The 25,300-nt window shown below is 31.3% G+C and carries 19 protein-coding genes; 8 read left to right on the top strand and 11 right to left on the bottom strand.

All coding sequences use genetic code 11. The annotated features are described in order from the left end of the window. Window positions 1–54: 54 nt before the first annotated feature. Complete coding sequence (locus B4H69_RS08420) at window positions 55–567, bottom strand: gamma carbonic anhydrase family protein (RefSeq protein WP_180904770.1); 513 nt, start codon at window positions 565–567, stop codon at window positions 55–57. A 59-nt stretch (window positions 568–626) separates the two neighbouring features. Between B4H69_RS08420 and B4H69_RS08425 the strand changes: the two genes are divergently transcribed. After that, complete coding sequence (locus B4H69_RS08425; protein WP_038333605.1) at window positions 627–1,508, top strand: NifU family protein; 882 nt, start codon at window positions 627–629, stop codon at window positions 1,506–1,508. 87 nt (window positions 1,509–1,595) lie between these two features. Here the strand turns inward: B4H69_RS08425 and B4H69_RS08430 are convergent, their stop codons facing one another. From B4H69_RS08430 to B4H69_RS08445, 4 genes are all read right to left on the bottom strand, one after another. Beyond that, entirely contained in the window at window positions 1,596–2,861 is a 1,266-nt protein-coding gene (locus B4H69_RS08430; RefSeq protein ID WP_180904769.1) for an acetyl-CoA hydrolase/transferase family protein, read from the bottom strand. 129 nt (window positions 2,862–2,990) lie between these two features. Beyond that, the gene (locus B4H69_RS08435; RefSeq protein WP_180904768.1) at window positions 2,991–3,566 is read right to left on the bottom strand and encodes a hypothetical protein; all 576 of its coding nucleotides are present in this window, start codon (window positions 3,564–3,566) and stop codon (window positions 2,991–2,993) included. An 84-nt stretch (window positions 3,567–3,650) separates the two neighbouring features. Continuing rightward, entirely contained in the window at window positions 3,651–4,433 is a 783-nt protein-coding gene (locus tag B4H69_RS08440; protein ID WP_180904767.1) for a hypothetical protein, read from the bottom strand. A gap of 36 nt (window positions 4,434–4,469) precedes the next feature. Next, the gene (locus B4H69_RS08445; RefSeq protein WP_114999768.1) at window positions 4,470–5,489 is read right to left on the bottom strand and encodes an isoaspartyl peptidase/L-asparaginase family protein; all 1,020 of its coding nucleotides are present in this window, start codon (window positions 5,487–5,489) and stop codon (window positions 4,470–4,472) included. A 113-nt stretch (window positions 5,490–5,602) separates the two neighbouring features. Here B4H69_RS08445 and B4H69_RS08450 point away from each other — a divergent pair, with 113 nt between their 5' ends. The 6 genes from B4H69_RS08450 (at window position 5,603) to B4H69_RS08475 (ending at window position 13,316) form a co-directional block, all read left to right on the top strand. Next, a complete protein-coding gene (locus B4H69_RS08450) occupies window positions 5,603–6,637 on the top strand; it encodes an AI-2E family transporter (protein ID WP_244957951.1) in 1,035 nt (344 codons plus the stop codon). Between the two features lie 23 nt (window positions 6,638–6,660). Continuing rightward, a complete protein-coding gene (locus B4H69_RS08455; protein ID WP_180904766.1) occupies window positions 6,661–7,092 on the top strand; it encodes an acyl-CoA thioesterase in 432 nt (143 codons plus the stop codon). A gap of 92 nt (window positions 7,093–7,184) precedes the next feature. Next, complete coding sequence (locus B4H69_RS08460; RefSeq protein ID WP_180904765.1) at window positions 7,185–7,670, top strand: SixA phosphatase family protein; 486 nt, start codon at window positions 7,185–7,187, stop codon at window positions 7,668–7,670. Further along, the gene (ppk1, locus tag B4H69_RS08465; RefSeq protein ID WP_180904764.1) at window positions 7,667–9,733 is read left to right on the top strand and encodes a polyphosphate kinase 1; all 2,067 of its coding nucleotides are present in this window, start codon (window positions 7,667–7,669) and stop codon (window positions 9,731–9,733) included. Before B4H69_RS08460 ends, ppk1 begins: the two co-directional genes overlap by 4 nt. Next, window positions 9,723–10,610, top strand: coding sequence for a Ppx/GppA phosphatase family protein (locus B4H69_RS08470; protein ID WP_180904763.1), 888 nt, complete (start codon window positions 9,723–9,725; stop codon window positions 10,608–10,610). The genes ppk1 and B4H69_RS08470 overlap by 11 nt, the downstream gene beginning before the upstream one ends. 117 nt (window positions 10,611–10,727) lie before the next feature. After that, on the top strand, window positions 10,728–13,316 hold the full coding sequence (locus B4H69_RS08475) for a T9SS-dependent M36 family metallopeptidase (RefSeq protein ID WP_280045375.1): 2,589 nt from the start codon (window positions 10,728–10,730) through the stop codon (window positions 13,314–13,316). Window positions 13,317–13,692: 376 nt separating this feature from the next. On the opposite strand, the gene dinB is transcribed toward B4H69_RS08475, so the two are convergent. From dinB to B4H69_RS08505, 6 genes are all read right to left on the bottom strand, one after another. Beyond that, a complete protein-coding gene (dinB, locus tag B4H69_RS08480) occupies window positions 13,693–14,772 on the bottom strand; it encodes a DNA polymerase IV (RefSeq protein WP_280045376.1) in 1,080 nt (359 codons plus the stop codon). Window positions 14,773–14,790: 18 nt separating this feature from the next. Beyond that, complete coding sequence (locus tag B4H69_RS08485) at window positions 14,791–17,058, bottom strand: cation:proton antiporter (protein ID WP_280045377.1); 2,268 nt, start codon at window positions 17,056–17,058, stop codon at window positions 14,791–14,793. A 136-nt stretch (window positions 17,059–17,194) separates the two neighbouring features. Then, entirely contained in the window at window positions 17,195–22,228 is a 5,034-nt protein-coding gene (locus B4H69_RS08490) for a DUF4132 domain-containing protein (RefSeq protein ID WP_291093498.1), read from the bottom strand. Between the two features lie 21 nt (window positions 22,229–22,249). Beyond that, a complete protein-coding gene (locus B4H69_RS08495) occupies window positions 22,250–22,687 on the bottom strand; it encodes a hypothetical protein (RefSeq protein ID WP_291093500.1) in 438 nt (145 codons plus the stop codon). Window positions 22,688–22,838: 151 nt separating this feature from the next. Next, window positions 22,839–23,543 (bottom strand): class I SAM-dependent methyltransferase, encoded by a 705-nt coding sequence (locus B4H69_RS08500; RefSeq protein ID WP_291093502.1) that lies wholly within the window; start codon window positions 23,541–23,543, stop codon window positions 22,839–22,841. 39 nt (window positions 23,544–23,582) lie between these two features. Beyond that, window positions 23,583–24,560, bottom strand: coding sequence for a YpdA family putative bacillithiol disulfide reductase (locus tag B4H69_RS08505; protein WP_280037076.1), 978 nt, complete (start codon window positions 24,558–24,560; stop codon window positions 23,583–23,585). 188 nt (window positions 24,561–24,748) lie between these two features. Here B4H69_RS08505 and B4H69_RS08510 point away from each other — a divergent pair, with 188 nt between their 5' ends. Continuing rightward, window positions 24,749–25,300, top strand: coding sequence for a TetR/AcrR family transcriptional regulator (locus B4H69_RS08510; protein WP_422653366.1), 552 nt, complete (start codon window positions 24,749–24,751; stop codon window positions 25,298–25,300).

A 25,300-nucleotide genomic window follows, 5' to 3' on the forward strand; every position in this document is an offset into this window, starting at 1 on the left:
TGTAAGTTAAAGTAGGTTAAAATAAAAAAGCTCAGTTATAAACTGAGCTTTCTTTTATTTATACCAACTACTATACATCAAATAATTATTAGCGATTCTTTCTATTTCGCCTTCTTTCAATTCCTTTGGAACATCTTTAATTTTTTTAGCAGGAATTCCAGCCCATAATTCCCCTTCTTTTACATGCGTTCCTTTGGTTAAAATCGCACCAGCGGCAATCAAAGAATTAGATTCAACAATACAATCATCCATCACAATTGCGCCCATTCCAATCAAAACATTATCGTGTATTGTACAACCATGTACAATTGCATTATGCCCTATCGAAACGTTATTTCCAATTGTTGTTGGCGATTTTTGATACGTCGCATGTATTGTTGCATTATCCTGAATATTTACTTTATTTCCCATTTTGATATAATGTACATCTCCACGCACAACTGCAGAAAACCAAATTGAGCAATCGTTTCCCATTTCTACCTCTCCTACAACTACCGCATTATCCGCTAAAAAGCAGTTTTCACCGAACTTTGGTGTGTGCCCATTTAATTCTTTAATTATTGCCATAACAAAATCTATAATTCTAATGATAAAGATACATTTTTATAGCGTATTTTTGTACGACTATGAGAGTATACGAAGAAATTACACCAAATAATAACGTGATGAAGTTCGTTTGTGACGAGACTTTAACACAAGGTGGCGTGGAATTCGATAAAGAATCTACAGCTACCGAATCTCCTTTAGCGCAAGTTTTATTGACTATACCATTTATTCAAAAAATATTTATCACAGCGAATTTTGTTGCGATAGAAAAAATAGATGCAGTTGATTGGGCTGATGTTACTGAAGATTTGAAAGAAATTATCAACGAACATTTAGAAGAAAACGCAATTTTAGCGCCAATGAAAAAGGCTCCTATTTCTATTTATGCAGAAATGACGCCTAATCCTGCTGCGATGAAATTCGTTTCAAATTCTATGTTAGCGCCAGAAATCATCGAAATAAAATCGAGAGAAAAAGCTGCTGGAGTTCCATTAGCTGTTGCGATTTACAAAGAATATCCTTTTGTAGAAGAAGTTTTTATTGTTGATAATTATGTTTCTTTAACAAAAAATGAAACAGAAGATTGGTCACTTTGGGCAATGGATGTTCGTTCATTTATTACCAATTATTTACAAGCTGGAGGTCCTGTTTTTGATGAATTTTACGAATTCACAACAGAAGCTCCTGAACATGTTGTCGTAAAATCTGCCGAAGAATTTTCTTCTGTTGAGCAGCAAATCAAAGCTATTTTAGATGAATATGTTCAGCCAGCAGTTGCAAATGATGGTGGAAACATCGAATTAATTGAATTTGATGAAGAAACACGTACAGCTAAAATGTTATTGCAAGGTGCTTGCTCTGGTTGTCCGTCTTCTACAGCAACGCTTAAAAATGGTATCGAAGGAATTTTAAAACAAATGATGCCTGATGTTGTAGACAACGTTGAAGCTGTAAATGGATAAGATTAAAAATATTTTTATCTAAAAATAAAGAAAGCCTTCTAAATTAGAAGGCTTTTGTATTTTCATTAAATTATCAATATCATATTTTTAAGAAGAAATCGCTTCAAAATATTCTTTTTCGATTTGTTCTCTAAAATCTGGATGCGCAATTTCAGCCATTGCTTTTACACGTTGTCGAATATTTTTTCCGAATAAATTTGCAACACCATATTCCGTTACAATATAATTTACATGTGCTCTTGTCGTCACAATTCCCGCACCTTGTTTTAGGAATGGTACTATTTTATTTGCACCTTTTGCTGTTGTTGACGTTAATGCAATGATCGATTTTCCACCTTTACTTAAAGATGATCCGTATATAAAATCAACTTGTCCTCCAACACCAGAAAATATTCGCGAACCAATTGAATCTGCACTTACTTGTCCCGTAACATCTACCTCAATAGCCGAATTAATCGAAACCATTCTATTGTTCTGACTAATCTTAGCAGGATCATTTGTAAAAGAAGCATCGCGCATTTCTACGCCAGGATTATCATCAATAAAATCATACAATAATTGTGAACCATGCGCTAAAGTCGAAACAATTTTACCTTTTAATAATTTTTTGTGTTCGCCTGTAATCACGCCAGATTTAACCAATGGAACAATTCCATCTGAAAATAATTCGGTATGAATTCCTAAACCTTTATGATTCTTCAAATTATTCAAAACTGCATTTGGAATAGAACCAATCCCTAATTGTAAACAACTTTTATCTTCAATTAATTCAGCAATATAATTCCCAATTTTAGCTTCTTCATCTGTAATATTTCCATTATCCAAGATATCTAACGGTTGATGATGTTCTACTAAATGCGTGATAGTCGAAATATGTAAAATTCCGTCACCAAATGTGCGTGGCATATATTTGTTCACTTGCGCAATAACCACACGAGAAGTCTCAATTGCCGCTCTAATATTCTCCACAGAAGTCCCTAAAGAACAATAACCATGAGAATCTGGCTCAGAAATCTGAATTAAAACAACATCAACATTCAATTCAGTTCGAATCACTTTTCCCATTTCGCTAAAGAAAATCGGTAAATACGAACCATTTCCTTCTTTGATCGTGTGACGAACATTAGCACCTAAGAAAAAAGAATTGACAAAAAATGAGTCTTTATAAGCAGGATTTGCATATTCTGCATTTCCACTTGTATGAATATGACAAAATTCTATATCTCTCAATTCATGCGCTCTCTTCGATAATTCTGACACCAAAAATGTAGGCGTAGCCGCAGCTGCATGAACGTAAACACGATCGCCAGATTTGATTTCTTTTACAGCTTCTGTTGCAGAAGTATATTTCATAAGTAGATTTTAATAATCGTGCAAAATAAAGGCTTTGATGCTTTATAAAAAACGATATTTTTCATCAAAATCTAATCAAATTTTATTCCTAATAATTTAAGTTGTAGTTTGCGTTTTTCTTGATAAAAATTATTCATCAAAAAAGTCGATAGAACGGCGATAATTATAAAAAAATAATCTTCGACGAGCTTCTAAATCATTGACACGAATCGACGAAACATCATCAACCTGAAAATACAAAGAACCTTCGTCTGTTCCTTCCGAACCAATACATTTCAACTCAAAATCATCTTCAGTTAAATTTCGAATAAAACCTGCAAAACGACTATTGTTATTTAATTGAATACGTGTAACATATTCGGTTTGATCATTTATTTCGCCTAAAATTTGACGAACCCAATTTTCTTCTGCTGTTGCATTAAATGTAATTGGATTTTCTTGATCCAAATCGGTGTGATGTTCTTTTAAATAATTGAGACATTTGCAGTAATCATCAACATCTATTCGACTAATTTTGAAATAAGGTTCGATTAAAATCCCATCTTTTTTACCATATTTCGAAATGTGCTGCATTGTAAAAAATTCGTCATTAAAATCTAAAATATATCCAGCCCAAAAATTGTCTCCTTCGGGATCATTGTAAACGGCAATAATTGATTGATTTTCTTTTGAGTGTTGTAATATTTTATAGAAGTTAGAATTCATATTTCTTTGAGTTAAAAAGTCAAATTACGAATCTTTGTGGATAAAAAAAAGGTTCTTGATTATTTCAAAAACCTTTTCTTTCTATTAATTTGCTTTTCGGAAAATCGAAGCTTCATAACTTAATGATTGCCAATCTCCTTTTTGCAGATTATCTAATTTTATTTTTTTATAGATATTTTCTTCTCCTGCAACTGTTATTGTAAATTGTGTACGATCTAAAATATTTTTTTCAGTAATTGTATAATTTATATCAAATTTCTTTTTTGTCAATTTCTCTACAATTGGTTTTAAATAAGCAATCGCAGCTTCAGAATTTTTGAATTGTTCGTTTTGTGGAAATTGCACATCAAAATATCCTTCGTATGTAAAATCTGGTTCTGTAATAATCAAATTATAAGAATCCGCAAACAAGGCTGGACGCTGTTTTTGATATTCTTTTTCGGTTTTATATTGACGTTTTTCTTCTTTATAAATCAACGGATATTTATCAGCAAGAACAGCTAATTTATCAGCATCAAAAGAATAAGGAATTCCGTCATGAAAAACATTGTACAACGCAGGATTCACCAACCATTGATCGACAATTTTCTTATCTTTTACCATATAAATCATCACTCCATTTTCTTGCGCTTGGAAAGTAGACGATTGATATCCATACTCCAAAATTGGTTTTCCTAATTGTATAGCCGCTGCATTTTCTAACATAAAATTAAACTTCTCATAAGCCTTTGTTTCATCGCTTAAAGGAGCCATTCCATATACTTTTGTCGAAGCATCTACATTTTTATCATTAATCATAGAGGTTACTTGCGCTGTTGCAAAATTTGCAAGAACAACAGTGGCTGTAAGTAAAATTTGTTTTATCATGTATTGTATATCTTTATTTTAAAATGTGTTCCAAATTTATTGATAAATTTCGATAGTTATCTTACCTGATTGCGTAATACTTCCGCGATACATTCCGGCAGTGTTAAAAGGAAAACTTGCTTGACCATTTTTATCTAAAATAATCATTCCGCCATCGCCACCTAAATCACCAATTTTTTTGATAACTTCTTCACCAGCTTTTTTCGAAGAAAGTTTTTTGTAATTCATCAAAGCTGCAACATCATATGCCGCAACAGCTTTAATAAAATATTCGCCCCAACCTGTACTCGAAACACCAACTTCGCTATTTGCATAGGTTCCAGCTCCGATAATTGGCGAATCACCAACACGCCCAAAACGTTTGTTTGTCATTCCGCCCGTCGAAGTTCCTGCCGAGATATGACCTTTGTTATCCAAAGCAACTGCGCCAACTGTACCAAATTTTTCGTCAACAAAATTGAATGGAACATACGCTTGTGTTTTAGCATCGTGGTCTAATTCCATTTTTTCTTTATCTTTTTCCAAAACTTTTTGAAGAGAATTCCAGCGTTCTTCCGTTTTGAAATAACTTGGATCAACAATTTCTAAACCTTGAGTTTGAGCAAATTCTTCAGCACCTTTTCCAACCATCATTACATGAGCAGAATTTTGTAAAACAGCTTTTGCTGCTAAAATAGGGTTTTTAATCGTTGTAACTCCAGCCACAGCTCCAGCTTGCATTGTATTTCCGATCATCAACGAAGCGTCTAATTCATTTTTACCTTCATGTGTAAAAACCGCTCCTTTTCCTGCATTAAACAAAGGCGAATTTTCCATTACTTTTATGGCCTCTATCACCGCATTTTCACTTTCGCCACCTTGTTTGATAACTTCATAACCTTTTGTCAAAGATTCAGCTAAAGCATCTCGGTATGCTTTTTCCTTTTCGGGTGTCATATTTTTTTTCAGAATTGTACCAGCACCACCATGAATTACCAAAACAACTTTGTCTTGTTTCGTTTGCGCATATGTCGTCATCGTCAAAACGGATAAGATTAAACCAACTATTTTTTTCATGTGTAAAATTTTATTCAACGTCTAAAAATAGAAAAGTTTATAGAAATTAACTATTTTTAGCATTGAATTTGATAACGAAATATCAACAACTGTTATTAAACAAATAAATACCTATGAACTCTAATAAACACTATCTTTCTAACAATATCTTGTTACAGTTAGCATTTATTGCAATAATACTTTTAGTTTTTGGATTAATTACCAAAAATCTTTTAGCATTTTTCCCTGGTTTTCTTGGCGCTTTATGTTTGTACGTTTTGCTCCTAAATCCTTTGCAATGGCTAGTTAAAGTAAAAAAATGGAACAAATTAGGAAGTGTAATTGTCTTAATGATTAGTAGTGCAATTCTAATTATAGGACCACTTTATTTATTAATTCAAATGTTAACGAATAAAGTAATGGTGCTATTAAATGACACAGCTCAAATTAAAAAAGATGTCAATAAAATTATTGAAATGTTGCAAATCAAATTTCATATTGATGTTTTTAGCGCAACAAATATTGAAAAAATAACACAAGTTGGAGGGAAATTATTAGAAAAAACACTGAATGCTTCAATGGATATGACAGTTCAGTTGGGTGTTGCTTTCCTTATTTTGTATTTTATGTTGATGAACCATCAAAAACTTGAAAATTGGTTTTACAGAACAATTCCGCTTAAAACAAGTAATTTAGTCAAAATGAACAAAGATTTGAAAGATTTAGTTATTTCAAATGCTGTCGGAATGCCATTAACAGCCTTTCTACAAGCAATAATTGCCTACATTGGATATCTTATATTTGGTGTAGATGATGCGTTTACTTGGTTTATTTTAACCATTTTTGCTGCAATGTTGCCTGTCGTTGGTGCCGCACTTATTTATGTACCTCTTGGACTATTTTTACTTGCAAGCGGTGATACAGGACAAGCGATCGGATTATTGATTTATTGTTTTGTTATTGTTGGATTATCAGACAATTTGATTCGTTTAGTTTTACAGAAAAAAATGGCGGATGTTCATCCATTAATTACTATTTTTGGAGTAATCGTTGGAATAAATTTATTCGGATTTATTGGAATTATTTTTGGACCAATCTTATTTTCAGTATTCTTTTGGTTAGTCAAATTGTACAAATACGAATTTATTGATCCAAATCCAGAAGATTAATTATTATTAAAAACCAATTAAAAATGAGTATAGAAAACTTTAAATTCTTTAAGCCTTTAGAACCACGTTGGAGCGATTTTGATCCAATTGGTCATGTAAATAACGTATTTTATTTCGAATATTTTCAGACTGGTAGAGCCTATTATATGATGGCTTCGAGCAAAAAATGGCAGTGGACGCATCACATGTTTGTTATTGCGCATATAGAAGCAAGTTACCAAAAAGAATTACGTCCAAATGCGATAGATCCTCGTATTGGTGTGCGTGTATCAAAATTAGGAAACAAGAGTTTCGATTTTGAATATATTGTCACAAGTAAAAGCGAAAATGGCGAAGATGTTATTCATTGTATCGGAAAAAGTACACAAGTAATGTACGATATGGAAGAGAAAAAATCAATGGAATTGCCAGATTGGGTAAAAAATGATTTTAAGAATTACGAAGGTAATCTTTAGAAAATAATCCTAAAAAAATACAACAGTAGTTAAGTCTTTTCGTTAGATAATGATTAGATTTAACTACTGTTTCTTTTTAAACTCGTTGCGTTATGAAAAATTTGTTTTTAATGCGTCATGCAAAAAGTAAATGGAACGAAAATGTTTCAGATCAATTTCGTTCTATCACAGAGATTGGTGAATTCAAAACGAAGAAAATAGCGAATTATATTCATCAAAATTTTGAATTGAAATTTGATAAAATATTTTCGAGCAAAGCAGTTCGAGCAAAAGAAACTTCTCTACTTGTCAAACCTATTTTATTTCCTAATCAAACCATTCATATCGAAGATGATTTGTATACTTTTTCGCATTATTTATTAGACAAATGGATTAGAAATTTGGATAATGAATTGCAAAATGTTCTTATTTTTGGACATAATCCTGCGTTTACAGATATTACCAATCAGTTAGGAAATGATATGATTTACAATCTTTCGACTTCTGGATTTGTCTGGATACAGTTTGATTCTGATGATTGGAAATCGATACAAAAAGGAAAAACTATAAAAATAATTTTACCTAAAGAAATTAAATGAAAAAATATATAAACCGCGAAATCAGTTGGCTTTCTTTCAATGCGCGCGTGTTGCAAGAAGCTTCTGACGAAACAGTTCCGTTGTTAGAACGAATTCGTTTTTTAGGAATTTATTCAAACAATTTAGATGAATTTTATTCGGTTCGATATTCTACAATTTTGCGCTCGATACAGTTCAAAGATGTAGAAATCGTTTATCAAAATATTGTACCAGATCAAACGGACGAAGAATTGATCGATGAAATCAATGAAATTGTGCGTCAACAGCGCGTTCAGTACGATGATTTGCATAATCAATTATTCAAAGAATTAGAGAATCACAATATTTTTGTGATTGATGATAAATCAATTCCTGAGAATTATTTAGAATTTATTTCCGAATATTTTTACAACGAATTTATCCATACAGTTGGAGTTTTTATTTTAGATGACATCAAAAAAGCGCCACCTTTACGCGATGGATCGTTCTATTTAGCGGTAAAAATGCAATTAAAAGACAAAGTTCAATATGCACTTTTGATTGTTCCAACGCATTTATTTTCGCGTTTTATTGTGCTTCCAAAGTATGATCAAAATACCTATGTCATGTATTTGGAAGATATTATTCGTTTTCATTTGAAAGATATTTTCAAGATGTTTGATTTTGAAACAATTGAAGCGCATTCCATCAAAATTACCCGAGATAGCGAACTTGATTTTGATAATGATTTGGAACATAGTTTATTAGAAAAAGTCATTAATAGTTTAGAAAATCGTAAAAAAGGTGTTCCTGTACGATTAGTTTATGATGCTGAAATTGCACCAGATACGTTGAAATTTTTCTTGAAAAAATTACGATTAGACGAATATGATAGTATCAATCCGGGTGGAAAATATCACAACAAACGAGATTTGATGAGCTTTCCAAGTTTTGATATTCCTAATTTAACGTATGAAAAAATAAAGCCAATTATTCAGAAAAAACCTTTTGAATATAACAGTTATTTTCAAGCTTTTACGGAAAATGAAGAAATGATGATGGCGCCTTATCATGATTATTCTTTGTTGTTAAAATTTCTTCGTGAAGCCGCAATTGATCCGAAAGTAACCAAAATAAAAATTACTATTTATCGTGTTGCAAAAGATTCTCAAGTGATGCATTCATTGATAAACGCAGCAATGAACGGAAAAGAAGTAACTGCTGTTTTGGAACTTCGCGCGCGATTTGATGAATCCAATAATGCGATGTGGTCGAAAAAATTGCAAGAAGCTGGTGTGAATGTTATTTTTGGGGTTCCGGGACTGAAAGTACATTCGAAAATTGGTTATATCGAGCGTAAACCAGAAGGAATGTTGGCACAGAAATATGTGTTTATCAGTACAGGAAATTTTCATGCAGGAACAGCAAAAATTTATACAGATTATACGTATTTTACAACTAATCCGGGAATAACAAAGGATGTTGAACAGATTTTTAAATTTTTCGGAGCTAATTATTTGAACTTAACGTACAATCATTTATTGGTTTCACCTTATGGAACGCGTAAAAAAATTGTCAAGATGATTAAACGAGAAATCAAAAATCATCAAGCTGGTTTACCTGCAGAAATTAATATGAAACTGAACAGTTTAAGCGATAAACAAATCATTGATTTATTGTATAAAGCTTCTCAAAAAGGAGTAAAAGTTCGTTTGGTTGTGCGTGGAATTAATTGTTTGATTCCTGGAGTTAAAAATCTTTCCGAAAATATTGAATGTGTCAGCGTTATTGATAAATTTTTGGAACATCCACGTGTGTATTGGTTTAAGAATGCGGGTGATGACAAAGTATATATTTCGTCGGCAGATATGATGGAGCGTAATTTGGATAATCGTGTAGAAGTTGCGTGCCCGATTTACGATCATAAATTCAAAAAAATCGTTATGGATACGTTTAATTTGAGTTTTGAAGATAATGTAAAAGGTCGCCAAATAACGGCTGAATCTTCTTTAGAATACAAACGAAACAATAAAAAACCGAACCGCTCTCAGTTTACGACCTACGAATATTTTAAAAAATTAAACGAACAAGAAAATGAAGATTAGAAAATTAGGAGCAATAGATATTGGATCTAACGCCATGCGATTGTTGATTAATTATGTTTACGAAGAAGAAGGTCGTGCGCCAATTTTTAATAAAACCAGTATTGTGAGGATGCCAATTCGTTTGGGACACGACGTTTTTATTGATGGACAAATTTCCGAAACAAATATAAATCGTATTTGTGATGCTATGTTGTCTTATGCATTAATGATGAAGGTTTATGATATTGAAATCTATAAAGCTTATGCAACTTCTGCCATGCGCGAAGCAAAAAACGGAAAAGATGTTGTAAAAAAAGTGATGAAAAAATCTGGAATTAACATCGAAATTATTGATGGAAAAACCGAAGCTGAATTACTTTTTAATACGGAATTAGGTGATTTTATACAAGACGAAAAAATCTATTTGTATGTAGATGTTGGTGGTGGTAGTACCGAATTAACGTTATTAAAAGATAATAAGGTTTTTACGTCAAAATCTTTTGAAGTAGGAACTGTACGTTTGTTAGAAAATAAAGTTTCGCCAAATACTTTTAACGAAATGAAAGAATGGATTCATGAAAACATTGGTCATGATGAAGTAGAATTAATTGGTTCTGGTGGAAACATCAACCATGTATACAAATATTCTGGCGTAAAACTAGGAATGCCTTTGAGTAGTATTTATGTGAAAAAACATTATCAAATTTTACAAACAATGACTGCGGAACAGCGTATGCAGAATTTCAATATGAAGCCCGACCGCGCTGATGTGGTGGTTTATGCATTAGAAATTTATAATAATGTACTAAAATGGTCGCATGCAAAGAAAATTCATGTTCCGAAAATTGGACTTTCGGACGGAATTATTCGAAAAGTATATAAAGATTTAGAAAAATAAATGATGAGGTCAGATTAGTCTGGCCTTTTATATTAGTTAAATCGATTTTAATTTCCAAATTTTTTCTTTAAAATGTATTACTTAATTTAGTTTCATAATTAATTAACACAAAATATAATGAAGAAAAATTTAACGCTGATATTTTCTGCGTTTCTTTTATCTATGTCTGCTTATGCCCAAACGGCAGAGCAAATTGTAGATAATTATGAAGCAAAGGCCATAGCAGGTAATGTTGAGTATAAATTTGCTCAAACAATTAATGATGATCTTAATCAAAGGGTTTACACACAAAGAACTTTCCAAGGTATTCCAATTTATAACAGTTATTCAACATATATAATAAAGGATAAACAAGTTATTTCTAAAACTTCATCAGAAAATTTTAATATATCATTAAAGAATGCAGATATTTCTCCATCTTTAAATTTTAACGAGGCTTTAAATAAAGTAGCTCAATCAGAAGGATTAAAAGCTTTTTCAGATTCAAAAATAGACCAAAATGGTGTATATTTTTCGAAAGATGATTCTTCAGAATTGGTTTATTATATTAATAACCAAAACCAAGCAATTCTAAGTTATGCGTTTAGTTATCAATTGGTAAAAGATAACCATAATGATATCATGCATGTTATTGTTAACGCAATGAATGGTGCAATTTTAGAAAAACATAACAATACATTAAGCTGTGGTTTTGATCATGGAGCTTTTCATAATGAGAATTTAGCTACATTTAATAAAGCTGATTGGGATTGGTTATATGCTGATGTTAATAATGTAGCGTCACCGCAATACAATGTTTACCAATTACCTTTAGAGGCTCCTAATCGTGGAGGAAGATCATTTGCTGATCTTTCTGTTTCAAATGTAACTGCTTCACCGAATGGTTGGCATAACACAGCAGAATCAACTGTAAAAACAAGAACAGAAGGAAACAATGTAAGAGCTGTTAGAGATCATGATTCTAAAGGATATCAGACTTATAATTCTATATCAAATACAGTAACAATCAAAGATACTGATTATGCTGATGGAGGAAATGATTTAAATTTTGATTTTCCAATGAATTTGTCTAACCATCCTTATACTAATTGGGAAGGGGCAACTACTAATTTGTTCTATATGAACAATATGATGCATGATATTTTCTATAATTATGGTTTTACAGAGGCTAATGGAAATTTTCAAAAAGTTAATTTTGATAAAGGAGGAACAGGTAATGATGATGTTGTAGCCTTGGCACAAACAGGAGTGTCGTTAGGGTACACTAACAATGCTACTTTTGCTACACCTGCAGACGGAAGATCTCCAAGAATGGCAATGTACTTATGGAATAAAACTCCAGAACCATTAATTATTAATAGTCCTGCTAATATAGCTGGTAGTTATCAAGCTACTGTTCCTACTTGGGGAGGTACATTAACTTCTACTGCTTTAACTGGAGATCTTGCATTAATTTTAAAAAGTGAAACAACAGGTACGCCTTATGATGGTTGTGGGACAATCACAAATGCTGCAGAAGTAAATGATAAGATAGCAATTATATACCGTGGAGATTGTTCTTTTGCTATAAAAGTAAAAAATGCTCAGAATGCTGGAGCTAAAGCTGCTATTATTGTAAATAATGTAGATGGGATGATTAATATGTCTGGAGATGATACAACAATTACAATTCCAGCAATTTCTATTAGTAAAGCAGATGGAGATGCAATTATGCAAGAATTGCAAAATAAAGTAGTCGTTAATGGATCTTTATTAAAACCAGATGAATCATTTATTGATGGAAGTTTAGATAACGGAATTATTGCACATGAATATGGACATGGAATTTCTAATCGTTTGACTGGTCCAATCACAAATGCTAACTGTTTGAATAATCTTGAACAAATGGGTGAAGGTTGGTCGGATTTCTTTGGATTGATGATTACTCAATTGCCATCTGATATAAGTACTACTAAAAGAGGAATAGGAACATTTGCTGTAGGTGAAAAGAAAGAAGGTGTTGGAATTCGTCCTACAGTTTATTCGACTGATATGACAGTTAATCCTGCTAGATATGGATTCTTAAAAACTTATGGTAATTCAGATTCTCCTCACAATACTGGTTACGTATGGGCTTCTATGCTTTGGGATTTAAACTGGAAAATGGTTAATAAATATGGTTTCTCTCCAGATTTATATAATGGTAAAGCTGGTAATAATATGGCTATACAATTAGTAATGACAGGTCTTAAGTTACAACCTTGTTCTCCTGGATTTGTAGATGGACGTGATGCTATTCTTAAAGCTGACGAACAATTAAACAATGGAGTTAATAAGTGTGAAATTTGGGAAGCATTTTCAGCTCGTGGTTTAGGTTATAGCGCTAAACAAGGAAGTTCTAACAGTAGAACAGATGGAACAGAAGCTTTTGATATGCCACCAGTCGAAGAGTTAAATTGTAAATTAGCTACTTCTGATGTTAACCAATCTACTTTCCAAATGTATCCTAATCCAGCTAAGGATGTAGTTTACATTGTAGATAAATCTATTAAAAATGATATCAAAGTTGATATTGTTGATATGACAGGTAAAGTTGTTTCAACTTCTAATGTAAAATTTGATGGTCAAAAAGGAACAGTTTCCACTGATAATTTACCAAAAGGTATTTACATCTTAAAATTTGAAACAAGTAATGGAACTATTACAAAGAAATTGATTAAAAACTAATTCTAGTTTCAAATAAATAAAACTAAAAATCCATCTCAATTTTTGAGATGGATTTTTTAATTTGGTTTAGATAAGTAATATTGGTTTAGGTTGTTTTGATAAACTGGTTAGATTTATCAAAATAGCTTTTTAGTTTGGTGTTGGTTAGTAATCTTAAAAGCGTTACAAACGATGTTGTTTGTTGGTACAAATGTCATAAATAAATATAGAATGAAAAACATTTATGTATCTTCAAAGTGTCTACAACTAAGAAAAAAAAACAATTTAATAGATCTAATAAGAAAATAAAATGTATCGATTTAAAACATTGTTAAAAATATGTAAATCAATATTTTGTATTTTATTATTTCGGAATTGTTAAATTATATTGAAGAATTTATATAATTTCTCTAAATGGAATTTCGAGTTGAGTTCCGAATTTTTTTTGATTATTGGATAAATTAGAGATAGCAACACCTAATAGTCGAACTGGTTTTTCTGAAGAGTAACCTTCGCATAATAAATCATAACAAATAAGATCAAAAAGTTCTCTATTTTTAATTGGAAATGAAGCTGATTTACTTTTTGTAGTAACCGAAAAATCATTGTGTTTTATTTTTACAGTAATTGTTCTTCCGTAAATTGATGTTTTTAAAGAAAAGTTCCAAACATCTTCTATTAGTGGAAATAATGCGATTTGCATTTCTTCTAAGGTTTCTAAATCTTTGCTAAAAGTTGTTTCTGAACCAGATGATTTTCGCAATCGAGTAGGGTTGACCTCTCTAAAATCTAATCCTCTAACAATATTGTAATAGTATTTACCTGATTTCCCGAATTCCCGTAACAGTTTTTCTAATTCTAGGTTTTTCAAGTCCAAACCTGTATGAATGCCCATCATTTGCATACGTTCTGCAGTTACTTTTCCAATTCCATGAAATTTTTTGATTGGTAATTGATCAATAAAATTTTCAGACATTTTAGGTGTTATCACATAAAGTCCATCAGGTTTGTTATAATCCGAAGCAATTTTAGCTAAAAATTTATTGAAAGAAACACCTGCAGAAGCAGTCAAATCTGTTCGTTCTTTTATTTTTTGTTTGATTTCGTTTGCAATATCTGTGGCGATTTCGATGTTTTTATGGTTAATTGTTACATCCAAAAAAGCTTCATCCAAAGATAAAGGTTCAACCAAATCAGTATATTCAAGAAATATTTCACGAATTTGATTCGAAACTTCTTTATAAACTTGAAATCGAGGTTTTACAAATATCAAATGTGGACATTTACGTTTTGCAACAACAGAAGACATTGCAGATCCGACGCCATATTTTCTAGCTTCGTAACTAGCGGTAGCAATCACACCACGTTCTTCATTTCCGCCAACAGCAATACATTTCCCTCTTAATTCGGGGAAATCTCGTTGTTCAACAGAAGCATAAAAAGCGTCCATATCGATGTGAATAATCTTACGCTGCATCTTGCAAAATTACTCGCTTTATTTTAAATGATACTCCTGAATAAAGTTTTTTAAGTTTTTCTTATCGGCAACAATTGTCAAATAATCGCCCAATTCAATGGGTACATTTCGATCAGGATTGTGAATCATTTTTCCATTGCGCTCTATCGAAACCACAATTCCTTTTGCCGTATCTTTTACCCAACCAATTGATTTATGTTCCAAAACACAAAAATCATTCGGAATAACTACTTTATCTAACGTAAAATTATCTGTATTTTTAAGATCTGTATTTTCTGGAGGAGTTTCGCCAATAATTTGCAAATATTTCTCAAATCGTTGAATATGTTCATCCGTTCCAATGATTCCAATTTTATCGAAAGGATATAAAACAGATTCAGAATTTGGAGTCTGAATAATTCGATCGCCACGTTTGATATACGCAATATTTATCTGAAATTTTGTTCGCCAATCCAATTCACCCAAAGGAACACCAATAAAATTGGCATTTTGAGGAACAATCATATCCGAAATATGCGTGTTATCCCAAGTATATTGAAATTTATCTTGTTTCTTTTTCTCTTCAATTTTTTTAGTTAGAATTTCACGTTCATTTAAGTTATAAATAAATTTTGTTTGAATATAATTGTAAAATTGATTGAAATATTTCGAAAGAAAATACATTGTAATCAATAATCCAATAACCAAAATAATTGAGGCAATTGTACTTGAGAAAAATTGATTATAAATAAAGATTACAGCAACTACAACTAAAGTTAAACGGATAGAAATAATTGCGATAATTGGTGCACGATTGTAATTAGATTCATCCCAAAACTCTCTGATGATTTCCCTTTTTGGTCGATTTCCAATAATTGCCCAAATAAATGGAATACACAATACAAATGTTAATGTAAGACTGACCAAACTTGCGCCAAAATAGGTAAACCAGTCGGTTAATAAGAATAAAACGTAGCTTTTGATAATCAATGTAATTGCGATAATGATTATTCCATTGATGAAAATTGTAGAAACCGTTTGCTTGATGATTTTATTCCATTTATTTTCGTTTTGAATGTGTTGAGTATCAGATGAATAATTTTCAACACCTTGAATGAATTTTTGCGGAAGAACTTTTTCCAATAAAGTGTAAACTTTGTCCGATGATTTAATTAAATAGGGTGTTGTAAATGTTGTAATTGCTGAAACACCGACTGCAACAGGAAATAAGAAGTCGCTTGTTACACCAAGAGAAAGTCCTAAACCAGCAACGATGAAAGCAAATTCACCAATTTGTGCCATGCTCATTCCTACTTGTACGGATTGTTTTAGCGGTTGTCCTGAAATTATAGCACCTAAAGTGGTAAAAATTAACTTTCCGAAAATCGTCAACAAGGTCACAATCAAAATTGCCCATTTGTGTTCGTACATCGAAACGGGATCAATCATCATTCCAATAGAAATAAAGAAAATTGTTGCGAATAGATTTTTTACAGATTGAAAATTATGTTCGATTTTTTCTGCATAAACAGTTTCAGCGAGAATAGAACCCATTACAAATGCACCTAATTCTATTGAAAAACCTACGCTATCAGCTATATAAACCATTCCAAGACATAACCCAATTGAGATAATTAATAAGGTTTCATCATCTAAATAATTTTTGATAGAACGTAGAAAAGTTGGAATAATAAAGATTCCTCCAATAAACCATACCGCCAAAAAGAACCCTAATTTAACGAAAGAATTAATCATTTCTGCTCCGTTAAAATGCTGGCTAACCGCCATTGTAGAAAGCATAACCATCAATAAAATGACCACAATATCTTCTACAATTAAAATTCCGAAAACGACATTCGCGAATTTTTTTCGTTTTAAACCTAATTCATCAAACGCTCTAATAATAATGGTTGTAGAAGAACTGGCTAATAAACCGCCGAGGAAAATACTGTCCATTGTAGACCAATTCATAAATCGACCAACAAAATAACCAACGGTTACGATGCAAATAATTTCAACAATTGCAGTGATTGAGGCAGAGCCACCAACATTGAGCAATTTTTTGAAACTAAATTCTAATCCAAGACTAAAAAGCAGAAATATAACACCAATTTTCGCCCAAATCTCCACATTATGTTCTTCTGCAACGGACGGAATATATTCGAAATGTGGCCCAACCAAAAAACCAGCAATAATATAACCTAAAACAAGAGGTTGGTTGATACGTTTGAAAATAAGCGTCGTCACAGCGCCTACACATAGAATTAATCCAAGATCGGTAATGAGTTTTGGCAGGTGTTCTTCCATAAATTGCGTTTAATCTCCACTAATTTATGAATTTTTTAAAAGATAATTAATTGTTCAACTATTGATTAACTTTATATCATTATCAATTTTTTGTAAAAAGAAAAGCGAAGAGATAAAAACTCTTCGCTTTTTTTATTTAGTTTATTTCTCGTTTTATTTGACTTAAAATAGTTGGATCTTTTATTTCATTATCTTTTGCTAATAATAAAACTTTTGAGATGACTTCTGCAGATTTAGGATCATCATCAGCAAAAGGTAAAAATATTCGACCTCTATGTTGCGATTGCACAGGTAAAATAGATAAATACAAACCTGGTACTTGATGCACAACAGCGCTTCCTAAATGTACACTATATTCTGCCATTTCTCCTTTTATGTAAGCATGACTTCCTTTTGTTTCGACATTTTTCAGTTTGAATAATCGAGTCGTTTCATTTAATAAAACTGTTCGCATTTCAATTGTAGAATGACTTGCTTCAGGATCAACACCGCCAACATGAGCTACACTAACAACCAAATCAATGTCACGCATTACTTCCGAGAAAATTCGAGGGTTTATTTCTTCGAAAGGAATATTTTTATGTGTTTTTAATGAGTGAAATTCTATAGTTTCTAAAGTTGGACTTTCAACATCAGCTGGAGAAAACCAATCTGCCAAAGCATATAGCTTAACTTGATAACCTTCTTTGTGAAAAACCTTTTGCAAACCTTCTTCGTAATCAACTTTCCAACCACGAGTTTTTAATAAAGCCAATGTTTGTTTTGGTTGAACTTGATGTCCTGCATAACGACGAGAAATAGATTTCTCCTTCAGTTCATCTGCTGTAGGAATATATAATTCTCTAAAAATTTGTTTAAAAGGTTGCTTTAATTTTTGATCAAAACAATAATGTTGATAATCAATCCAAACAGAATTTTGATGTAAATCATAACAATGAGCAATTCGGAACATTTCTGTAGAATCAATAGATTGTAAATCCCCTTTTGCGTCTTTTAATTGTCCGTTTAGATAAAAACCAATTGTATTTTTGCTTGAAATAAAAACTAATTTCTCTAAATGTTTTGAAATGATTGGATGCGAAAATAAATTTTCAATTTCTGAAAATAAAAATTCATCTCCACGAATCATCGCTTCTTCTAATCCTTTTCTCGAACGAGTAAATTGTTCTCGCAATGTTTTACGATAATTAGTAAGTTCTACAACTGCTTTGTTTTTTTTCAATTTTGGAGGAATCGATTTTAATTGTTTATCACCTTTAAAAGTTACCAAATCTGCTTTTCCGTCTTCATCAATAATCAAACCTATTGTTGTACCATCAATTTCGACTTGTGTATCTTTTGATAAAATTTGCTGAACCTGTTGAGATTCCATTGCCCAAGTTAAACGAATAGGATCTGGATAACCTGCATTTCTTGCCAAGTTTTCTAAAGCAACTCGCAAAGCTAAAGCTTCGCTTGTTTGTTTCATCGATCCGAATTCTCTACTTTCTTTTTTGAATTGTTGTAAATATTCATAGCGCGATAAAACATCTTTTTCTGCATTTGTTTTGCTCAATGGAACCAAACCGTAAACACGCAAATAATCTTGATCTCGTTTATCTTTTACTTTGGCTGTAACTTCTCTAATTTTTAAATCTCCTGTCAAAGTATCTGCATAAAGTCTTGCTCTACGATGTCCATTTCCGTCAGTAATATATTTCGCAGCTTCGTACAAAATTTCCCAACGCGATTTTCCTAATTCTTTATATGCTTTTGTAAACCAATCTTTGTCAACCGCTCCATCTTTGAAATCTTGAATATCAATTGAGGAATATTTTGCAACTTCACTTTCTAATTCAGCATTTTCAGCTTGATAGCCAGATGTTTTTGTATGTGCATGCATCCACCAAATCGCGGCGTCTAAACCTTTCCAGTCTAAATAATTACTAACTAATTTTTGCCATTGAGGAGCATAAACAGAAGCTTCTATTAAACGACTTTCTGAAATTTTAGCTTTCTTTACTAATTGATTGAATTCTTCTTGCGTATCAGTTTCTAGTGGTAAACATCGTTTGATTAAGAAACTAAATAATTTCTGTTTTGTAACATCTGTATAACGCCAAGAATAAATGTATCCTTTGAAAAGTTTAGCTTTTCCGAGTTTATCTAAAATTTCAACAAAACGATTTATTCCATAAATATGCTCAAAACTTTGAACAAATTGAGTGACATTTGTATTAGAATCTCCACGTTTTAGTTCGACATCTAAAAATTTTTCTCGAATATTTTCAATCATTTCAGTTAAGAAAGGAAAATCTTCTTGCATGGTTTTACTTCCTTGGTAGCGATAATTTTTTCGATCACTTGTGATTTCATTGATACGATCAGGATCTAGAATTCCTTCGTACATTTCATCTTTTGTGATGAATTTATTTTGGTAAGCCAAACAATAAATATAAAGTGGCGGTTTATTAAATTTTATATTTTCTTCTAAACCATTGTATTGACGCCATCTGTAGATATTCCATACTTTTTGGACATCATCTTTTTCTAGATTGATAAGGTTTATTTTGTTCAGAAAAATATCAAAAAAGCGTTCGTTTTGCCAACCGTTTCCAAATTCTTCGTTGTAATAATAATTGTTTTTATCTCTTTTACTTTGATAATTAATAACGTCTTTTGGTAAGGCAGAAAACAATTGAATTGTCCCATCAATCACGAAATTATTAGCATCTTCAAACGGGAATTTTTCTTGAAGAATAAACAAAATCGATTTTAAAGGATTGTTCCAATAATAATCAGTTTTTAAAGGGTTTGGAATTTTTCCTTTGTTATAGAACACATAATTTTCTAAAATAGTTCGCCAAACTTTTCGGTCGCATTCTTCTTCCATCGTCAATAAATAAAGATCGATAGGTGTTAACTTGCTATCTAAATACCATTTTTCCCAAGTTTCGTGTAACGGATAATTTGCAAATTTTTCGTCAGCAGTTAAGTTTTGAGTATTTCGTTTCAAAGGATTAAAACTATTTCCCAACAAATCTGTAATTACGCTATTGTTCCAATCTTCATACTCATATTCGTAATCTTTATTTTGAAGATAAAGATCTTTTAATTGTTCTAAATTCTTAACAATTTCGTTTTCAGATTTTAAAAAACCGTATTTATTCTTCTTTGTATGTTTCAAATAAACCGAATCTTTATCCAATTTCGGTAATTCGAACGGCGTAATATTAGTTGGATTGTAAATTCCAAAACCATTTTCTATAGATAAAATATCATTAGAACTTTTTGGATCTAATTGTTTTAAAAGAATAGTTTCTTTTTCAGTGATTTTTTTGCGCTCGTTAAAAGAACTGACAGTTTGTTTTACAAAATCAGTAGCACGTTTCTCTTTGTTTAATTGTAACAAAATGTCTAATCCCGCCAAACGCTGTTCAGCATCACCTTTTTCAATTAAATTTTGCGTAAAAGTTGAAATGATTTCATCATTTTGAAGAAGAATTAATTGAATTAAATGTTTGCGAAGATTGGCACCTTTTCGTTTAAATAAATCTTGAATCGATTCAATTTCTTGTTGATTTAATTCTGTATGTTTCAACGTATTCAATGAAGAAGCAACAACACTTTCACCTCGATCTTTAATCGTTTTTAAGGCAAATTCACGCTGAAAATCAGAAACCTTTTTTGTTGATTTTTTCTGATCCATATAATAATATGAATAACTGTAAAAATCTTTTAAAACCAAACGCGTTAAAGATTCGCGTAACGAAAGACTTAATTGATCAAATTTAGCTAAAATTCGTTCAAGTTTTGTTTGGTCTTCTCCAATTAAATTAATCGCAACTGAATATAAATCGTCTTTAGAGAATTTTGTATTTAACCAAGAAAATACTTTTCCTTCGAATGTTTTTTCCTTTTCTTGAATTGTTTCTGCAAGATGTAAAACTTTATCAAAAAGACCGATTAAAGTGTCATCGTTAGGAAATTTGAATGATGAAGTTACAGAAATCATTCGTGGTAAAAAGAAAGAGAAAACTTGTAAATTAACTTCGTCTAAAGCTTTATTATAAAGCCTTATTTCTTTTTCGTAAATAGAAGTTTCGCTTGCAAATTTTAAAGCCAGACATTTCTTTTCAATTGTTCCTTTCTCAAGTAATTTATCTAGATAGTTTAATGAAATATCAATATCTGTTACACCTTGCGACCAAAGCGCCATATAAACTTCGTTGTTATTTTTACTTTCTATTCCTTTTTCTATGGTTTCAGGATGAGTCAAAAATAGATCAGCAAAAGCTAAGATATTACGAATTGTGGTTTCTTTTTCTGCTTCCCAACCTAAGCCTGTCCACGTATCTACAGCGCGAACAACAGAAGAAAAGCGAGCTAATTTTTCATTAATAATAACTTTTATCAACGATTGTAATGCGCCTATACTTGTTTCGTCTAACGTTTCGAGAATTGTTTGTCGCAAACCTTCTTGTCGTTGTGCAGAAAGCAAAAGTTTTTCAACCAATTCCCACGCTTCAGGTTTATGAGAATTTAATAATGCTTTGATAATATTTCGCGAAACTTTTCCTATAGGATCTTTTCCATAAATAATATCTTCCATTAATTGATAAATCTGTTGATTTCCTTGGTCAATCATTTCAGACCAAATCAATGTGTAACTATCATTAATACCGATGTCAGAAGAATGTCTAATTTGCTCAACAATTGGTAAATCATAGTATTTATAGCCTTCGGAAGTGTATTGAGAAGGTTTTGTCAATAAATTTCGTAGAAAATTGATCTGCTTGACAAGAATGTAATCTTTTTGATTCGGCGCTCGAAAAGATCGTCTGTAATATCCCGATTGGTAAATATGTTGAGACATTTTATTCCAACTATTTTTTACATAAGGAGCCAATTCTTCACCATAAAAAAGTTCTAATAATTTATAGTATTTTTTATCTTCCCAGATATTGTCAGAAATTAATTCTTTTAATTTGAAAAATTGTTTGGTTCCGTAATCAATTTCTGAGTAATAATCCGTGTTACCTTTTAGAATTAATAATCCTAATTCGGCAACTTCTTTTTTGATTGATTTGGGTAAAAGAGAAAGTTCTGCAGATTTTTTTAATTTTTTTTCAAGCTCTTGCGTTTTGTTTTTTGTCTCAAATGGAGTCAAAATTTCAATAAGTGTAGGCATATGTTTTGAGTTTTGTTCGTTCTACCAGTAACTTCCAGCAAGGAAAGTAAGTCGTATAAATGTAAAAGATTGATTTGATGTTAATGAAACTTCTTCAGCTAAATCTTCGATTTGTTCTTCTCCTAAGAAAATCGCAAACATTCCGTCTTCAAAAGCTTGTCTTGCGGTTTCTTGTGCTTTGGATAAATCAGCTTTGTTTTCGTTATAAATACTAGAAAAACCTACTTTACCTGATTCAATTAAAAGTGGTAAATAGTTTTCTTTAGGAAGTTTTTCTGTATCAATATCTTCTTTTTCTATCGGTTTTTGATTGTATTCTTCAACTTGTTGTTGAACTATAAAATCAAGAAGTTCATACACAGAAATTGTATCTTTTGCTGTATTAAGTTGTATAGGTAATTCGGCAAGAATTGGATGTTTTTTGCCCAATTGTTTCACATTGACGTGAATAGTTTTCATATAAGTTTGTGTTAGTATGAGTTTTCTAAAATTAATAAAAATAAACTTTTAGAAAAATTAAACTTTTGCTAAAATTAGTTAATATTTAACACAAAAAAACTCACTAATTCTGATGAATTAATGAGTTTGTATTTATTATCGAAACGATATTTTACAAAGTAATTTTTGCTAAATAAGAATCTCCTTCGGTTTTTATTTTTGTACAAGTTAATTGATGATATTCGCACGCATTTTTTAACGTATCAAAATCCAAATACAACCATTGAATAGGTTCTTCTTGCTCGCCTTTATAATGAACCGTAAAATCTAATTCGCCATAATAATTTCCATTGCTCGGAATCCATTTTCCACCATCTTCGTCTTCATCAAACATATAAATAATGTCGGTTCCATCAATCAAAACTTGACCATTTTCGGTTAATAAATTTTTGATTTTATCCAAGAAAACATTAATTAAAACTAAATTCTGAAAAATCCCAGTTCCGTTCATCAAAAATAGAATCGTATCAAATTTCTCAGCTTCATTGATTTCAAGGAAATTCTGAACTTTTGCATTGTTGATTCCTCTCAATAAACAAGCTTCAATCGCTTTCGGAGAAATATCAATTGCTAAAACATCCAACCCTTTTTCTTGCAAATAAAGTGAATGAGAACCCGCTCCACAACCAACATCTAAGATTTTTCCTTTTGATAAATCCAATGCTTTTTGCTCCAAAATTGGCATGTCATCATAATCTCTAAAAAGATAATCAATTGGCATCACATCCAACTCAGAAATTGATGTTTCGGTATAGAGATCTTCGGGCGAATGATTGGTTTGATAATCTAAAATTGCCTGTCCGAAAAGGTCTTTCATGTTATTTTTATTTTTATGTTCTGATTAATACAGAAACTTTTATTTATTATTTTTTGCTAAAATTGCCTCAACAATTTGCTGTGCATGTACGCGCGAATTTTCAATAAACCAAATATTTGTCAACATACCACCACAAACAACGCCTGCCAAATATAAACCATCCACATTTGTTTCCATTGTTTCGGGATTATAAGTTGGCGTTTTCAATTCATCATCACTGAAAGTTATTCCACAGTTCTCCAAAAAATTGAAATTTGGATGATAACCAGTTAAAGCTAAAACGGTATCATTTTCAATTGAAATATCACCTTCTGGTGTTTTGATATGAACTTGATTTTCGTCAATAGAAGTAATATTCGAGTTGAAATAAGCTTTGATACTTCCTTCTGCAATTCGATTTTCGATATCAGGACGAACCCAATATTTTAGTCGATGCGTAAAACCTTCGCCACGAATCACCATTGTTACATTGGCACCTTTTCGATAACATTCTAAAGCTGCATCAACAGAAGAATTATTCGCTCCAACAACCACTACGTTCTGAAAAGAATAAGGGTGAGCTTCCTTGTAATAATGATGAACTTTTGGCAAATTTTCACCTTCAATATTCATTAAGTTTGGAATGTCATAAAAACCAGTTGCAAGGACTATATTGTTAGTTGAATAGTTATTTTTTGATGTTTTAACTTCGAAATGATTTGTTTCAACTTTATTAATCGTTTCAACTTCTTCGTATAGATTTAGATTGAATTTGAAATATTTATGAATGTTTCGATAATATTCTAACGCCTCTTGTCGACCAGGTTTTGGCGCAATACAATTGAACGGAATTTCTCCAATTTCTAATCGTTCGGCAGTCGAAAAAAATGTCATATACAAAGGATAGTTGTACAAACTATTTGTTAAAGCACCTTTTTCAATAATTAAATAAGAAAGATTGTTTCTTTTCGCTTCTATTGCACAAGCCAAACCAATTGGCCCAGCACCTACAATTATCAAATCATATTGTTCTTTCATCAAGCAAATTTACGGATAATCAGTTCGGTAATCTTTATGATTTTCTTCAATTTTTTTAAAAATAATGTTTAACTATTTGGATTAACGAAATATATTAATAATTTTGTTTGACAATTTTGTCAAAATAAAAAAGCCGCACAGATATGAAAGACGATACAGAAGAATTGATCAAAGAAACAGCGAAAAGAATGTTTTTTGGTGAAGGTAGATTTCATGCAACAACGCAAGAAATAGCTGATGAAGCGAAAGTGAATAGAACGATGATTAATTATTATTTCAGATCGCGAAACAATTTAATTAGTATTATTTACGAAGAAGCTACGCGAGTAAGTAATGAAAAATCGCGTGCTATTTTTGATAGAAATCGTGATATCAAAGAAATGATTGGCGAATTTATAGAGGATTCTATTGCAACATCAATCAAGTATCCATATTTGGAAACTTACATCGTTACCGAANNCGAAATGAATAAAAATAATACAATGTGTTCTAAGTTAATGAAAGATGATTTAGATGTAGTTGTAAATGTTTTTTACGAAAGATTAGAGGAAGAAATGGAAAAAGGAACGATTAAAAAGATGGAGCCACTTCAGTTTTTGTTAAACATGATTTCATTGGTTAATTATCCATTTACAATTCGTCCGCTACTTCAATTGGATTTGAAATTGAGCGACGAAGATTTCAAACGTATTCTTTCTGATCGAAAAGAAATTATTCTCAATACACTTTTTAATAATTAA

Source organism: Empedobacter sp. UBA6745 (assembly GCF_002453775.1).
Lineage (GTDB): Bacteria > Bacteroidota > Bacteroidia > Flavobacteriales > Weeksellaceae > Empedobacter > Empedobacter falsenii_C.

Bases quoted from the DNA above. Each gene is read 5' to 3' on its own strand.
- B4H69_RS08450 (WP_244957951.1), top strand. From the start codon at position 5,603: ATGAACTCTAATAAACACTATCTTTCTAACAATATCTTGTTACAGTTA.
- B4H69_RS08495 (WP_291093500.1), bottom strand. From the start codon at position 22,687: ATGAAAACTATTCACGTCAATGTGAAACAATTGGGCAAAAAACATCCA.
- B4H69_RS08505 (WP_280037076.1), bottom strand. From the start codon at position 24,560: ATGAAAGAACAATATGATTTGATAATTGTAGGTGCTGGGCCAATTGGT.
- B4H69_RS08475 (WP_280045375.1), top strand. From the start codon at position 10,728: ATGAAGAAAAATTTAACGCTGATATTTTCTGCGTTTCTTTTATCTATG.
- B4H69_RS08430 (WP_180904769.1), bottom strand. From the start codon at position 2,861: ATGAAATATACTTCTGCAACAGAAGCTGTAAAAGAAATCAAATCTGGC.
- dinB (WP_280045376.1), bottom strand. From the start codon at position 14,772: ATGCAGCGTAAGATTATTCACATCGATATGGACGCTTTTTATGCTTCT.
- B4H69_RS08435 (WP_180904768.1), bottom strand. From the start codon at position 3,566: ATGAATTCTAACTTCTATAAAATATTACAACACTCAAAAGAAAATCAA.
- B4H69_RS08500 (WP_291093502.1), bottom strand. From the start codon at position 23,543: ATGAAAGACCTTTTCGGACAGGCAATTTTAGATTATCAAACCAATCAT.
- B4H69_RS08485 (WP_280045377.1), bottom strand. From the start codon at position 17,058: ATGGAAGAACACCTGCCAAAACTCATTACCGATCTTGGATTAATTCTA.
- ppk1 (WP_180904764.1), top strand. From the start codon at position 7,667: ATGAAAAAATATATAAACCGCGAAATCAGTTGGCTTTCTTTCAATGCG.
- B4H69_RS08440 (WP_180904767.1), bottom strand. From the start codon at position 4,433: ATGATAAAACAAATTTTACTTACAGCCACTGTTGTTCTTGCAAATTTT.
- B4H69_RS08425 (WP_038333605.1), top strand. From the start codon at position 627: ATGAGAGTATACGAAGAAATTACACCAAATAATAACGTGATGAAGTTC.
- B4H69_RS08490 (WP_291093498.1), bottom strand. From the start codon at position 22,228: ATGCCTACACTTATTGAAATTTTGACTCCATTTGAGACAAAAAACAAA.
- B4H69_RS08420 (WP_180904770.1), bottom strand. From the start codon at position 567: ATGGCAATAATTAAAGAATTAAATGGGCACACACCAAAGTTCGGTGAA.
- B4H69_RS08460 (WP_180904765.1), top strand. From the start codon at position 7,185: ATGAAAAATTTGTTTTTAATGCGTCATGCAAAAAGTAAATGGAACGAA.
- B4H69_RS08470 (WP_180904763.1), top strand. From the start codon at position 9,723: ATGAAGATTAGAAAATTAGGAGCAATAGATATTGGATCTAACGCCATG.
- B4H69_RS08445 (WP_114999768.1), bottom strand. From the start codon at position 5,489: ATGAAAAAAATAGTTGGTTTAATCTTATCCGTTTTGACGATGACGACA.
- B4H69_RS08455 (WP_180904766.1), top strand. From the start codon at position 6,661: ATGAGTATAGAAAACTTTAAATTCTTTAAGCCTTTAGAACCACGTTGG.